This window comes from Streptomyces sp. NPDC102278 (assembly GCF_044766345.1).
Lineage (GTDB): Bacteria > Actinomycetota > Actinomycetes > Streptomycetales > Streptomycetaceae > Streptomyces.
Window position 1 is genome coordinate 377243 of the sequence record NZ_JBIWLV010000002.1, and the last position, 13734, is coordinate 390976.

At 73.0% G+C, this 13734-nt stretch carries 12 protein-coding genes; 7 read left to right on the top strand and 5 right to left on the bottom strand.

Annotation, left to right across the window (positions count from 1 at the left end):
- Positions 1-31 precede the first annotated feature (31 nt).
- Positions 32-1720, bottom strand: coding sequence for an AMP-binding protein (locus ACIRO3_RS06590; RefSeq protein WP_404133223.1), 1689 nt, complete (start codon positions 1718-1720; stop codon positions 32-34).
- Between the two features lie 496 nt (positions 1721-2216).
- Here ACIRO3_RS06590 and ACIRO3_RS06595 point away from each other — a divergent pair, with 496 nt between their 5' ends.
- The 3 genes from ACIRO3_RS06595 (at position 2217) to ACIRO3_RS06605 (ending at position 5427) form a co-directional block, all read left to right on the top strand.
- Complete coding sequence (locus ACIRO3_RS06595; protein ID WP_267798277.1) at positions 2217-3134, top strand: MurR/RpiR family transcriptional regulator; 918 nt, start codon at positions 2217-2219, stop codon at positions 3132-3134.
- A 315-nt stretch (positions 3135-3449) separates the two neighbouring features.
- Complete coding sequence (locus tag ACIRO3_RS06600; protein ID WP_361776234.1) at positions 3450-3839, top strand: hypothetical protein; 390 nt, start codon at positions 3450-3452, stop codon at positions 3837-3839.
- Between the two features lie 613 nt (positions 3840-4452).
- Positions 4453-5427, top strand: coding sequence for a thiopeptide-type bacteriocin biosynthesis protein (locus ACIRO3_RS06605; RefSeq protein ID WP_404133226.1), 975 nt, complete (start codon positions 4453-4455; stop codon positions 5425-5427).
- Positions 5428-5727: 300 nt separating this feature from the next.
- On the opposite strand, the gene ACIRO3_RS06610 is transcribed toward ACIRO3_RS06605, so the two are convergent.
- Positions 5728-6636 (bottom strand): MBL fold metallo-hydrolase, encoded by a 909-nt coding sequence (locus ACIRO3_RS06610; RefSeq protein WP_404133229.1) that lies wholly within the window; start codon positions 6634-6636, stop codon positions 5728-5730.
- A 100-nt stretch (positions 6637-6736) separates the two neighbouring features.
- Between ACIRO3_RS06610 and ACIRO3_RS06615 the strand changes: the two genes are divergently transcribed.
- Positions 6737-7678, top strand: a complete 942-nt coding sequence (locus ACIRO3_RS06615) for an AraC family transcriptional regulator (RefSeq protein WP_404133231.1) — start codon at positions 6737-6739, stop codon at positions 7676-7678.
- An 84-nt stretch (positions 7679-7762) separates the two neighbouring features.
- Here ACIRO3_RS06615 and ACIRO3_RS06620 read toward each other — a convergent pair whose 3' ends face one another.
- The 3 genes from ACIRO3_RS06620 to ACIRO3_RS06630 all read right to left on the bottom strand — a co-directional run bounded on the left by ACIRO3_RS06620 (position 7763) and on the right by ACIRO3_RS06630 (position 10392).
- Positions 7763-8152, bottom strand: coding sequence for a hypothetical protein (locus tag ACIRO3_RS06620; RefSeq protein WP_361776220.1), 390 nt, complete (start codon positions 8150-8152; stop codon positions 7763-7765).
- A gap of 489 nt (positions 8153-8641) precedes the next feature.
- Positions 8642-9250: a DUF4360 domain-containing protein gene (locus tag ACIRO3_RS06625; RefSeq protein WP_404134094.1), complete on the bottom strand. Its 609-nt coding sequence runs from the start codon at positions 9248-9250 to the stop codon at positions 8642-8644.
- 341 nt (positions 9251-9591) lie between these two features.
- On the bottom strand, positions 9592-10392 hold the full coding sequence (locus ACIRO3_RS06630; protein WP_404133234.1) for a class I SAM-dependent methyltransferase: 801 nt from the start codon (positions 10390-10392) through the stop codon (positions 9592-9594).
- A 253-nt stretch (positions 10393-10645) separates the two neighbouring features.
- On the opposite strand from ACIRO3_RS06630, the gene ACIRO3_RS06635 reads away from it, so the two are divergent.
- The 3 genes from ACIRO3_RS06635 to ACIRO3_RS06645 all read left to right on the top strand — a co-directional run bounded on the left by ACIRO3_RS06635 (position 10646) and on the right by ACIRO3_RS06645 (position 13727).
- The gene (locus tag ACIRO3_RS06635; RefSeq protein ID WP_404133237.1) at positions 10646-10963 is read left to right on the top strand and encodes a DUF6204 family protein; all 318 of its coding nucleotides are present in this window, start codon (positions 10646-10648) and stop codon (positions 10961-10963) included.
- 201 nt (positions 10964-11164) lie between these two features.
- Complete coding sequence (locus tag ACIRO3_RS06640; RefSeq protein ID WP_404133239.1) at positions 11165-12799, top strand: FAD-dependent monooxygenase; 1635 nt, start codon at positions 11165-11167, stop codon at positions 12797-12799.
- A gap of 79 nt (positions 12800-12878) precedes the next feature.
- On the top strand, positions 12879-13727 hold the full coding sequence (locus ACIRO3_RS06645) for a hypothetical protein (protein ID WP_404133242.1): 849 nt from the start codon (positions 12879-12881) through the stop codon (positions 13725-13727).
- The last annotated feature ends 7 nt before the right edge of the window (positions 13728-13734 follow it).

Sequence of the window (13734 nt, forward strand, 5' to 3'; positions counted from 1 at the left end):
CGGCCCATGGCCCCGCCCGTCGACCGGATCGCTACGCTTCCGCGACCGCGGCGCGTCCGGCTTCACCGTCAGCGTCGGCGTCGCCGTCGGCGCCCGGCGACGGGGCCAGCAGGTGGACGGCCATCTCCCGCATCTCGATCTTCCGGATCTTCCCGGTGACGGTCATGGGGAACTCCTCCACCACGTGGACGTAGCGCGGGATCTTGAACCGGGCCATCCGGCCGTCGCAGTACGCGCGGACGGCGTCGGCCGTGAGCGGCTCGGCGCCCTCGCGCATCCGCACCCACGCCATCAGCTCCTCGCCGTACTTCGGATCGGGCACGCCGATGACCTGGACGTCCAGGATGTCCGGGTGGGCGTGGAGGAACTCCTCGATCTCCCGGGGGTAGAGGTTCTCCCCACCCCGGATCACCATGTCCTTGATCCGGCCGGTGATGGCCAGGTAGCCGTCGTCGTCCATGACCGCGAGGTCGCCGGTGTGCATCCAACCCGCCTCGTCGACGACCTCGGCGGTGCGGTCCGGCTGCGCCCAGTAGCCGAGCATCACCGAGTAGCCGCGGGTGCACAGTTCCCCCTGCTCCCCGCGCGGCACGGTCCCACCGCTGTCGGGGTCGACCACCTTGACCTCCAGGTGCGGGCCGACCCGGCCGACGGTGGACACCCGGTGCTCGATCGAGTCGTCCACGCGGGTCTGGGTGGAGACCGGGGACGTTTCGGTCATCCCGTAGCAGATGGACACCTCGGCCATGCCCATCCGGTCGATGACCTCCTTCATCACCTCGACCGGGCAGGGCGAACCCGCCATGATCCCGGTGCGCAGGCTGGACAGGTCGTGGGAGTCGAAGTCGGGGTGGGTCAGTTCGGCGATGAACATGGTGGGGACGCCGTAGAGGGAGGTGCACGACTCCGCCTCGACCGCGGCGAGGGTCGCGCCGGGCTCGAAGGACGGCGCGGGGATGATCATCGCGGCGCCGTGGCTGGTGCAGGCGAGGTTGCCCATCACCATCCCGAAGCAGTGGTAGAAGGGCACCGGGATGCAGACCCGGTCCAGCTCGGTGTAGTGACAGGTCTCGCCGACGAAGAACCCGTTGTTGAGGATGTTGCGGTGGGAGAGGGTCGCCCCCTTGGGGAAGCCGGTGGTTCCCGAGGTGTACTGGATGTTGATCGGGTCGTCGGGGCTCAACTCCGCTTGGACACGCACGAGTTCGGCGGGATCCGCCCGGCGACCGCGCTCCAGCAGGGAGGCCCACCGGGGGCCGTCCAACAGGACCACGAACTCCAGGTCGGGGCAGCGCGGCCGGACTTCGTCGATCATCCCGGCATAGTCGGAACCCTTGAAGCGCTCGGCCGCGACCAGCATGCGGATCCCGGACTGCCCGAGCACGTACTCCAACTCGTGCGCGCGGTAGGCCGGGTTGACGGTGACGAGGACCGCACCGATGGTGGCCGTGGCGTACTGCACCAGGGTCCACTCGGCCCGGTTCGGGGCCCAGATCCCGACCCGGTCGCCCTTGACGACGCCCTGGTCGAGGAGGCCCAGCGCGAGGGCGTCGACGTCGGCGACCAGTTCGGCGTACGTCCATCTGCGCCCGGCGGCCATGTCGACGAGGGCGTCCCGCTCGGGGAACGACCGCACGGCGCGGTCCAGGTTCTCCCGGATCGTGTCGTCCAGCAACGGTACTTCGCGAGACCCGGACGCATGGCTCGGCGCGACGGACACACATTCCCCCTGGAGTCGAGGCGGGCGCGGACCCGGCGGGCCGACGCCCCTTCATGATTCCCGTCGGTCCGACCGAAGGCCACCCCCCGACGCGCCCCAGAAGGCCGCGTTCCGCCGCCGAATGGCCGGCTCGCCGGCCGGGAGGTTCCATCGAGGGATGAACCCGCGCCCACTCCGCCGCACCGCGCGTCGCCGCCCGGGGCCGCGGGGTCGGCCGTCGCCCCGCAGACGACGAAACGGCCGGTCATCGCGCTCCGCAGGACCCTCGACCGGCGCGCGCCCGAGGGCGACCCGGCCCGGACCGTCGCCGAGCGGATCGGGGGCGCCCTCGGGGCCGCCCGCCTCCTGGAGAAGTGACCGCCGGGTACGGTCCACGACGGGACGTCGGCGCGCCACCATGGAACCGCGGGGCCCATCCGTCGGCGGACCACCGACCGGTCCACCACCATGAGTGAGCTATGTTTGATCAAGAGTGACATGAGAAGGAGGCCCGCCGGTGTCATCGGGGCAGCAGGCACGCGCACAGGCGGCCGCGATCACGCCGAGCGGACAGCCCTCGGACCACGAGCGCGTCCCGGGCGAGCGGGTGCGCGCGCTCTTCGACGGGCGCCGGCTCTCCCCCGGCCAGCGACGGATCGCCCAGTACCTGATCGACCACCTGACCGAGGCCGCGTTCCTGTCGATCACCGAACTGGCGGAGCGCGTCGGCGTCAGCCAGCCGTCCGTGACCCGCTTCGCGACCTCGCTCGGCTACAGCGGCTATCCGGCGCTGCGGGACATCCTCCAGCCGATCGCCCTGAGCGCGGTCGCCGGCTTCCCCGAGAGCCGCGAACAGATACGGCAGAACGAGCTGCAGGCCGCCGTGGACGCGGAGATCGAGAACCTGGAGAACGTGCGGCGCCTGCTCGCCGACACCGATCAGGTGCTGACCATCGGCCGCGACCTGGCCCTGTCGGTCCCCCTGACGGTCCTCGGGCTGCGGATCTCGGTGTCGCTGGCGGAGTACTTCGCGTACGCGGCCCGGCGGATCCACCCCGACGTCCGCCTGGTGACCGGCGGCGGCAGCGTCGCCTACGACGCGCTGCTCCAGTCCCGGGCCGCCGGTGGGACGTGGGTACTGGCCTTCGCCATGCCCCGGCACGCCAAGGAGACCCTCGCCGCGATGCGGGCGGCCCGCAGTGCCGGGTTGCGCATCGCACTGATCACCGATCCCACGCTGGGGCCCCTGGTGGACGAGGCCGACGTGGCACTGACCGCCGGCACCGGGTCACGGCTCGTGTTCGACTCGTACGCGGCGCCGAACGTCCTGTCCGCGGCGCTGTTGCAGGCGATGGCGGACGCCGACCCCGAGCGCACGCAGGCTCGACTCGAAGGGTACGAGCAGGTCGCCGACCTGCACGGATTCTTCCTCTAGACCTGCTCCCCCACGACGCGGCCGTCGGCATCCACGTACCCCCGAGGCGCATGTAATTTTTCATACGCTTGCTTACTCAACGGTATATATGTTTACTGAGGCGCGGCCGGGATCCACCAGATGCCAAGGAGGGCGTCCCCACGCCGTCCCAGAACGAACACTCTGCCGCGCGCGCTGCCTCCTCAGTCCGCCTCCGGGTGTTCGCTCCGGGCTTTCGGATCCCGTAGACCGCCATGGCGGCCTCGATCAACCCCTGGGTCGAGGCCGCCCAGCAACCTCTCGATCACAGTTCGACACCACTCGGAAGCGACGAGAATGCCTCAACCGGCCTCCACCACCCTCAGCCCGGACTGGCCCTGTCAGGTCAAGGCCCCCGGGAGCCATGACTGGGAACGCACCGCCACGCGCTGGCTGCGCGACCTGCTCCCGGCCCGGTACGCGGGTTACTCGACGCTGACACGTCACCCGGTGCTCCTCACCCGGCACGCCCGGCTCCAGCTCCAGCACGAGATGCGCGCGGTGCGGGTGGCGCTCGAGACGAGTCGCGCGGAACTGCCCGCGATGGGTGTGGCCGCCTCCGTCATCGAGAACACCATTCGGATGTACGCCGTCGAGCTCGAACAGTTGGGGCGCCTCGCCCGCGGGGTCCGGCTCATCACCGACGCGCTCGTCGCGAGCGGCGGCGCCGGACCGCGCAGGCGCTAGGCCGGCCCGACCCTCCCGTCCTCGCCGGCCCTCGGGGATCACGACGGCCGCGGACGAGCCGGGACCACGCCAATCGTCCGCGTCGTCCGTCTGATCACGGCGCTCGGGCACCCGATGGGCCCCGACGTCCGCGGCGCCCCGCCGACGCGGCGCGTGCGCACCGACGCGGGGCACTCCTCGTGTACCGACCAGGTCGCGTGACGCCGCGCACGGGTCGACCCGGGGCTGCGTCGCGACCCTCGACACCGGCGCCGATGCCCCCTGCCGACACCGCCCCGCCACCTCGCGCACACCCCCGCCGGCCCGGCCCGCCCCGGCCGCCGCGAGTCCCCGCGGGCCCGGGGCCGCGTCGCGCGCGGGGGACCCCGCGACCGCACCGGTCACACCGGCTTCCTCGATGCGCGCCGGAGTGTGACTGACTTCCGGACACCGCCCTCTCGGCCGGGCGGCGGCATGCGGTTACGGTGGTGATCACGCCGTTCGCCCGCACCCGGCGCCGTGATCCGTCCCCCACCGGATCCGCCCCCACCCGGGCACCCGTGTCCTGCCCGTGCCCCGCCCCCACGACGAACTCCCGCCCCGCCCCCGCCCCTTCTTCCCCAGAGGAGCCGAAGTGACCGAGGCAATCGACGCGACCGGCGGACGCTGGTTCAGCCTGCACCTCTTCCCCCGCTTCGCCCGCGCGACCGGCGAGGACACCGACGCCTTCCTCGTCGAGGACCTCGCTCCCCTGCTGGACGGGCTGGTCTCGGACCGCCGGGCGACCTCGTGGTTCTACGTCCGTCACGTCGACGTGGACGGCCTCCACCTGCGCGTCCGGGTGCGTGACCTCACCCCTGCCGGGGTCGCCGCACTGCACGCCGAGGCGGCGCTCCTCGTGAAGGAACGCCTCGGCGAGGGGGCGGAGGTCCACGAGGCGCCGTACGTTCCCGAGATCGAGCGCTTGGGCGGGCCGGCCGCCCTGCCGGTGACGGAGGACGTCTTCGCGCTCTCCACCCGGGTGGCCCTGGACGGGCTCGCGCGCACCGCACCCGGCGGCGAGCGCCTCGCCCTGGCGGGGGACCTCGCGCAGGCCACGGCGGCGGCTCTCGGGATGGACCGGTACGAGGCCGCACGGTGGCTGCGGTGGCAGACGACGGGGTGGCGTTGGTCCGAGGACGTCCTGCACACTCCGGCTCCCGTGCCCTGTCCGCGGGTCGCCCCGGGCAGCGGACCCGACCGGGAGGAGCTGATGCGGCGCGCCGACGCCGTCCGGCACGGGGTCGCGAACGGCATCGGTGTCGGGCCGGTGGCCCGTTGGGCGGCGGGAGTGCGGGACGCGGACGCCCGTCTGACGGAAGGGGCCGGGTGCCCGGCGGAGGGTGAGGACACGGACCGTTCGGCCGTGTGGGCGGCGGGGCGGGCCTCGGTCCGGGCTGCCGTACGGGCCTCCCTGTGGGCCTCGCACCTGCACCTGCTGTTCAACCGACTCGGGGTGGCCCCCGACGAGCAACGGACCGTGTGCCGGCTCGCCTCCCGCGCGTTGACGGACACCGGCGAACGGGGCTCACACCTCCCCGAGGACCATCCCGCCACCGACCCTCGGTAGGCGGGGCGCCACCAGTGGGGAGGAGCCGGGGCGGGACGCCTGCGCGGCCAGGGCCTCGGGGGCCGGGGAGGACATCCGGCAGCGCTCCACGCAGTCGGCGGCGACGGCCGACAGCCCGCCGGTGCCGGGCGGCGCGGAATCCCGTGCCAGGAGGGCGGGGATCGGCCCCCGCGAGCAGGGTCCGTGGCGTACGCGGCGGCCGTGCGCGCGGAGTCGGCGAGCCGGTTCGCCTTCACCGTTCCCAGGCCGACGAGTTCGGCCAGGTCGCGGCCGATCAGTGGGGCGTCCACCCCGGCGGGGTCACTCGAAGTCCGCCCACGCACCCAGGGTGAATCCGGTTCCCCGACGTCGCACCTCCACCGCGCCGCCACCGCCGAAGTGCGCGGGCACCACCAACTCGTGTCGGTCGGCGGCCTGTTCGAGGATCCGGCGGCGACTGGTCGCGGCCTGCCCGGCGTCCATGCAGAAGCAGCTGTTCCAGGAGGGGTCCAGTATCTGCACCGGGCTGTGCAACAGGTCCCCGACGAAGACCGCCCTGTCCCGACCCGAGGTCAGCCGCAGGACGCAGGAGCCGGGGGTGTGGCCGGGCGCGGGCTCCAGCACGAGGTTCTCGTCGATGCGGTGGGAGCCTTCCCAGAGGACGGCCTGGCCCGACCGGTGGAGGGGCGCGATGCTGTCCTCGTAGATCAGCCGGTCGTCGGCCCGCAGGCCCCGCGCGTACGCGTTGTCGGGGCCGAAGTGGAAGTCGTCGGCCGCCGGAACGAGGTACCGCGCGTTGGGGAAGGCCGGCGCCCATTCCCCCGCCGCGTCGACGGTGTTGCCGCCCACGTGATCGGCGTGCACGTGGGTGTTGACGACGACGTCCACGTCCTGCGGCCGGACACCGGCCCGGGCCAGTGCGCCGAGGAGGTCGTCCTGCCGGTGGTGGAACGCGGACGCGCCGGGCCGCTCGCGTCCGCCGCCCACGCCGGTGTCGACCAGGACGGTCCGCCCGGCGCTGCGCAGGACCCAGGTCTGGAGCGCGACCGTCACCCGGTCGGTCGGCGGGTCCCAGTGGTCCGGGGCCAGCCAGTGCGCGTTCTCCTCCCACACCTCGGTCCCGGAGTCCGGGACGACGTCGTGGGCGGACGCGAAGGCCCCTTGCCATTCGACGACCCGGAGGACCTCGACGTCGCCCAGTACCATGCCCTGCTTGCTGTCGCTCTTCATGATCACGATGCTAGGAGGACGCGGTGAGTCGCTCAATGCTCCCCACGCTCATGCGGATACGCGGGACGCTCACGGCTGACGCGCGGACTACGCTGACGCCATGGATGTGGTGAGCGACGCGATCTCGACCGTCCGCACGGGGCGACCCGCCTCCAACCGCGTCCGGGTGGCGGGGAGTTGGGCCACCCGCCTCGCGCCGTACGAGGGCGCGGGCTTCCACGTCGTGCTGGAGGGCGCGTGCCGACTGGTCCCGGACGGCGGGGAGCCGGTGCGGCTGGGTACGGGTGACGCGGTACTGCTGCCGCACGGCACGGGCCACCTCATCGCCGACGTCCGGGCCGACGCGGCGAGCATGGCGCGGGCGGCGCCCTTCGAGGAGTGGCGGACGGACGGCCCGGCGCACCGCCCGGCGTCCGATGCGGCGCACCGCCCGTCGTCCGAGGCCGGGGCGGTGGAGTTGCTGTGCGGCAAGTACCGGTTGGACCGCAGCCGGGCCCATCCCCTCATGCGGGAGTTGCCGAACGTGGTGCACCTGCCGAACCGGGTCGGCAGTCACCTCGAACTCCGCTCCGCCATCGACTTGCTGGGCGGCGAGTTGGGTGGCCGGCGGCCGGGCGCGGGGATCGCGGTGCCCAGTCTGCTCGACCTGCTGCTCGTATACATGATCCGCTCGTGGATGGCCGAGGACGGCACCGGGGGTTGGCCGGCGGCGCTCGGCGACCCGGTGACGGCGACCGCGTTGCGGGCCCTGCACGCCGACCCGGCCGCCCCGTGGACCAACGAGAGCCTGGCCGCGGAGGCCGGGGTCTCCCGCCCGACGCTGGCCCGCCGGTTCGCCGCCCTGGTGGGGCGGCCCCCGATGGCCTACCTGGCCTGGTGGCGGCTGACGTCCGCCGCCGCCCTGCTCCGCGACACCCCGGACTCGTTGGCGGCGATCGCCCGCCGGGTGGGGTACGGGACTCCGTACGCCTTCTCGCACGCCTTCAACCGGGAGTTCGGCACGACTCCGGGCCGCTACCGGAAGCGTGCCGCACCGGCGTGACGCCCGCCCGGGCGGCGGGGGACGACCCCGCCGCCCGGACGGTACGGCGGGAGCGTTCCCGGAGCCGGTTGGGTCTCGCGGCGCTCAGATGGTCACGCAGACGCCGTCCTCGATGGTGCGGCCGTCGCGTTCGAGGCCGCCGCACACGAGGCTCGCGCCGGCCTGCTCGTAGCCGACCTCCCAGCGTCGGGAGGCGGCGTTCACCCTGGCGCTGTGGTAGTTGCCCCAGTAGGCGCGCAGGGTGCCGGACAGACCGTCCTTGGTCTGCACGGTGATGTCCTGGACGAACCGGTTGTGGTGCGCGGTGTGGACGCAGATGTAGGTGCCGCACTGCGAATCGACCCGTCGGGCGGCGGCGTCGGAGGGTGCGGCGGTCAGGAACGCGAGGGCGGCGGTCACGGCGAAGGTGGCGGCGATGCGGCGCGGGGTGGTGTGCACGAGGGCCTTCTCATGGTCGGAGACAAGCGAACGCACGGGAACACGGGGACGTCGCCCCGGATGCCCGTGAAAAGGTGATCACCCATGGGTCTAGTCCCCCGACGCCCCCGCACGACACGGCGCCACACCCGAACTCACCTGTTCGAGTGGCGGAGTTCACCGCTGAAACGGCACTGCACGGCCGGGACTCCGGCACGGACGGGACTCCGGCACGGACGGGACTCCGGCACGGACGGGGCCACCACGCGAACGGCCCCCGCGCGAACGGGGCCCGGCGGCGGTGCGGGTCACCGGGCCCCTACGATCCGCGGGGCGGGCGCGGCCGGCGCGTTCGCGTCACCGGGCCGCGCGCCGACATGGCAGGACGGCCCGGGATCGACCGGCGGGAGAGTTCCGGGCGGGGCGGGGCCGGCCGATTCGGCCTCCATCGGGACGAATGGCGGCCGATTCGGCGATTGTCCCGTTCTCCATGACCGGGCCGGGTGGAGCGGCCCCGGTCATGGAGCGGTGGGCGGGCCGGGCGGGTCAGCGGTCCGGGCACTGCTTCCAGGAGAAGTGGTAGACGCTGTTGATGGTGCCGTCGGTGGAGTCGACCGTCATGTAGCTCGTCTTCGACGTGTCGGTTCCGGCCGTGGCACGCAGTTCGGTGTTGATGTTGAAGTTGCGCAGTGCGCCGCAGGGCGCGTAGACGAGCGCCTCGATGTCCGTGGTGTCCGTCACCTGCCAGTTGTCGTTCAGTCGCCCGCGGAACGTGTGGGTGCGGGAGGCGGTCTGGCTCATGCCCTGGAAGTAGTAACTGGCCTTCTGGGTGCCGGTGGCCCCCTGCTCCAGGTTGCCGTAGCCGCGGTAGTCCACCTCGGACACCGCGTAGGTGAAGCCCTGGGGCACGTGCACGTTCAGGGCGAGCTGACAGTTCTTGCGGCCTTCCGTGACGGGGACTCCCCCGCCGGCCTGGGCCAGGTACTCGCTGTAGGTGACGGTGAACGCCGAGTTGTCCGAGGCCACGTCGACGGTCGCGGTACCGGGCTTGCAGCCCGATCCGTTGACCGAGGCGACGTCCACGGTGACCCGGTCGGTCGGTGCCGCGGGGGAGGCCCCGGCGCCAGGGGCGAGCGTGACGAGGGTTCCGGTCATGACGGCCGCGGTGAGTGTGGTGCGCAGTGACTTGATCACGCTGCCACACCGCACTCGGCGGACACCCACCGATCAGCCGAGTCAACAACCCTGCGGGTCAATACACCTAGTGCCGCACCGCACAAGTTCCGCCGATCGCTTTCGGGCGGTGAGGTGCTTGTTGTGGCGTCGGTGCCGAGGCGGTCATGCGTGGTGCGGGTGCCCCACGGTTGCCGGCACGATGAGCGACGCGGGGTTGCCGAGGCCGGGGTGTTCCCGGTTTTGTGTATCAGCAGGGTCGTTGCCCACCTGACCCAGCCGCTCGCCGGCCTCACTGCTGACCTGGCCCGGCCGGTGGAGGGTCAGTGACCGGCGCCGGCCTTGACCGCTTTCGTGGCGAAGTATCCGGAGAGCCAGCCGGCGGTGGCCTCCGAGTGGTGCGGCGCCTCGGCGAAGCCGGTGATGGCGAAGCCCGCCGCGATCTGCCCGCCGAGTTGCTCGGTGAGCGTGTGGCTGTACTCCACCGGCGCGTCGAGGCCCCACAGCCGTTCCCGCTCGGCGGGATCCAGGTGGGTGAGGTCGCTGTAGGGCAGGCGGTGGCGCACCACCAGCTCGCCGCGCCCCTCCAAGGACTCGGCGTCGAAGAGGTAGACGTCCGGGTTGAGGAAGCCGGACAGCAGCGTCCCGCCGGGGCGCAGCACGCGGTGGCACTCGCGCCAGACCGGCGCCGGCTCAGGGATGAACAGGTTGGAGACCGGATGGACGACAAGGTCGAACGAGGCGTCCGGGAACGGGCTCAGGTCGCGCGCGTCGCCGAGCACGGTGCGTAGGTCGAGCCCCTCCCGCGCCGCGACCATCTCGTCCTGCGCCAGCTGGCGGGGCGAGTTGTCGAAGACGGTCACCCGCGCGCCCGCCGCGGCCAGCACCGGACCCTGCTGCCCGCCGCCGGAGGCGAGGCAGAGCACGTCGCGACCGGCGATCTCCGGCGGCAACCAGGTCGGGTCGACCGGCTCGTACCCGATCAGGACGATGGACCACTGGCCTGCCCGCGCCTTCGCGATCACCTCGGGGCCGACCGGGCGTGACCACTCGTTGCCCTCCTCCACCTCGCGGTCCCAGGCGAGGCGGTTGTGCGCGACGGGGTCGACGGGAGTCTGGCTCATACGCCGTACCCTAGCGGTCCCGCCATCGCACCACCGTCGAGACATCTACCCGGACGATCCGCTGTCCGCCAGACCGGACAGCCACCGGCCGCGAGCAGGACCATGTGGGCCCGGCGGACATCGCGCTGCGGCGTGGTATCAGCCCGTACTCGTGCCTCCAGCACACGCCGATCATCAACGTCAAGCACCATGCCCGGTCAACGAGCCGATGGCCATCGGCGGAACTTCCGCGGCGCAGCACTAGGCTGACGCGATGACCACCCGAACCTTCCGCATCACCGTCCGCGGCTCCTTCGTCCGGCTCACCGACGAGCAGCGCGCGACGCTGCTGGCCGCCGCCCCGGAGCACGACCTGCTGCGCGCGGACTTCACCCCCGAGGGGCACCTCACGTACGAGATCACGGCGCGGGACTCCTACACCTTCCGCTTCCTGGAGTCGGGCGAGGCCGAGGAGGACATCCGCGACGCGACCGCCCGCGCCGAGCGGGCCGCCGGGGCCTGGCTGACCGGGCACGGGTACGCCTTCAAGCACTTCAGGTCCCACGCCCAGGACATGACCCCGGCCCCATGAGTACGCGCCCGCGTCAGGCGGCCGCCGGCTCTAACACCGGCTGACGGCCGGGAGCGCGCCCCGCACGCACGCGCGTCCGCCGCGTGCCGATGGCGGCCGGCGGGGTGGCGCCCCGGCCGGGGACCGGTGGCCGGGGCCCTGCCGCCGGGCCACCATGGAGGGGACCTGCTTGCGTACGGGGGCCCGGCCGGGGAGAGACCAGTGGCGCACACCGAGGGACACACGGACGTACTGGTCGCGGGCGCGGGTCCCGTCGGACTGACCGCGGCCGCGGAGCTGCGGCGGCGCGGGGTGGAGTGCCGGCTCGTGGACCGGCTTCCGGCGAGGCTGCCGTACGCGAAGGCGGTCGGCATCCAGCCCCGCACCCTGGAACTCTGGGACCGGACGGGCCTCGTCCGCGCCGTGCTCGACGCCGCCGTCCCGATGCGCGGACAGCTCACGTACGTCAACGGCGTCGAGCAGCCCCGCCTCGACCTGAAGCTGCCGCCGGAGGTGCCGTACGGGTTCGCCGCGCTCCCGCAGAACGAGACCGAGCGGATCCTGGAGGAGTTCCTGAACCGGTTCGGGACCGGCATCGAGCGGGACAGGGAGCTGGTGTCGTTCACCCAGGACGCCGACGGGGTGACCAGTCGGCTGGTGGACGTCGTGACCGGCGCCCAGGAGGAGGTGCGTTCCCGGTTCCTGGTGGGCTGTGACGGGGCGCACAGCGTCGTCCGCAAGGGTCTCGGGCTCGCGTTCGAGGGGGGCGCGTTCCCCGAGGAGTACATGCTGGCCGACGTCGAGGTCGACTGGGACCTGCCGTGCGGCTACGGGGTGCGGGCCATGCACCGCGACGCCGGGGGCGCCGTGGACGACGTGCTGGTGTGCATCCCGCTGCCCGGGGTCCGCCGCTACCGGGTGTCGATGCTGGTGCCGGCCGAGCTGTCGTCCGTACCGGGGATGGGCGGCGACGGGGTCGCGCACGGGCTGGAGGGCGGTCGAGTGCCACAACTCTCGCACATCCAGGCGGTGTTGGACCGGATGTCTCCGCAGCCGACCCGCGCCTCCACCCTGCGCTGGTCCTCGGTGTTCCGCATCAGCCACCGGATCGTCGACCGGTACTCCGACGGGCGCGTCTTCGTCGCGGGCGACGCCGCGCACATCCATCCGCCGACGGGCGCGCAGGGCATGAACACCGGGATCCAGGACGCGTGGAACCTGGCGTGGAAGCTCGCCCTGGTCGTCGGGGGCGCCGCCCGTCCGGCGCTGCTCGGCAGCTACGACGCGGAGCGGCGGCCGGTGGGCACGGAGGTCGTCGGCCGTACCGTGCGGCACGCCGCCGAGGGCGTGCAGGCGGATCCGGCCGACCCCGCGACGACGATGATGCGCGAGGCCCAACTGCTCGTCCGCTACCGCGGCAGCCCGATCGTGGGACGGGCGGAGCCCGGCGGCGGGGCCGGCCCTCGACCGGGCGACCGGGCACCGGACTGCGGTGGCCTCGTCTCGGCGATCGCCACCTACCCGCTGCGCCTGTACGACCTGCTGAGGGACCGGGACCACGTACTGGTGCTGTACCTGGCGGGCCCGGACACCGGGGCGATGGCCGAACTCGGCGCCCTCGCCGGGGACTTCCCGGCCGGTCGGTTGGGCATCTGCGCCGTGCTCGCGGACGGCGTCGCGAGCGACGGGGCCCCCGTGCCGGTCTACCGCGACGATCGGGGTGAGTTCGCCCGGCTCTACGGGGTGCGCGAGTCGACGGTGTTCGTGGTGCGGCCGGACGGCCACCTGGGGGCCCGGATCGCTCTGCCGGCCGGGAAGGCGCTGGTCAGCCATCTTGAGGGGATCCTCGGGACCTGAGGGCAGGGCCGTGTGGGAGCGCCGCTGGGCGTACTGCACAATCAGGTCTCCGGTACGAGCCTTCAGGGGGCAACAGCACATGCGCGGGGCGGGGAAGAATAACGGGGTCGCACGCGCGGCGTCCGTCGTCATGGGTGCGGCGCTGCTGTTCGGGAGCGCCGCGTGCGGTGGATCCGGCGGGACCGACGAGAACGCGACGGACAAGAAGGCGAAGGCCGCCGCGTCCGCCACCCCGGGCGGGGGCGCGGGGGCGACCGGCGGCGCCACGGCCGCCACCACGTCCACGCCGAGCGGCTCCCCGAGGCCGACCGCCGTCTCCGGACCGGAGACGGAGCGACTCAAAGGCCTGGTACTGGCGTTGGGAGAGAAGGCGGGTCCGTACGAGACGGGCCTGGCACTGCTCGACGAGCCGTTCGACGAGATCTACGACGCCTCTCCGGCGGTCTGCCAACCCCTCACGGGCCTCGGCCGGGCGGGCCACACGGCGCAGGCCTACGCGCAGCTCAGCGTGCCGGACGAGGTGTCGGGGGTCGACACCGACGTGCTCCTGCGTTCCTACAAGGACGCGGGCGCGGCCGGTTCGGTCATGAAGTCGCTGGCCGAAGCGGGCAAGCGGTGCGCCGCCGGCTACTCCGAGGAGCGCACCCTGGTCGACGCGAAGGTGCTCCGCGTGGAGCCGGTGCCGGCGCCGAAGCTGGGGGACGAGGCCCAGGCCTATCGGATCGTGGCGCAGGACGTGAAGGACAAGGGCGCCTCCCTGTACACGTATCTGACGCTGGTGCGGTCCGACGCGACCACCTTGTCCTTCCGCTCCGACCTGCTCGGCGTCGACGACTTCGGCGGGGTGCCCGGGGAGATCGTCACCGCCCAGTGGGAGAAGTTCTCCCGGGGCGCCGGCGCGGGGTCCCACGGCGTGGCCGCGCCGTAGCGCCGGG

Bases quoted from the DNA above. Each gene is read 5' to 3' on its own strand.
- ACIRO3_RS06600 (WP_361776234.1), top strand. From the start codon at position 3,450: ATGCCTCAACCGGCCTCCACCACCCTCAGCCCGGACTGGCCCTGTCAG.
- ACIRO3_RS06610 (WP_404133229.1), bottom strand. From the start codon at position 6,636: ATGAAGAGCGACAGCAAGCAGGGCATGGTACTGGGCGACGTCGAGGTC.
- ACIRO3_RS06615 (WP_404133231.1), top strand. From the start codon at position 6,737: ATGGATGTGGTGAGCGACGCGATCTCGACCGTCCGCACGGGGCGACCC.
- ACIRO3_RS06625 (WP_404134094.1), bottom strand. From the start codon at position 9,250: ATGACCGGAACCCTCGTCACGCTCGCCCCTGGCGCCGGGGCCTCCCCC.
- ACIRO3_RS06630 (WP_404133234.1), bottom strand. From the start codon at position 10,392: ATGAGCCAGACTCCCGTCGACCCCGTCGCGCACAACCGCCTCGCCTGG.
- ACIRO3_RS06635 (WP_404133237.1), top strand. From the start codon at position 10,646: ATGACCACCCGAACCTTCCGCATCACCGTCCGCGGCTCCTTCGTCCGG.
- ACIRO3_RS06645 (WP_404133242.1), top strand. From the start codon at position 12,879: ATGCGCGGGGCGGGGAAGAATAACGGGGTCGCACGCGCGGCGTCCGTC.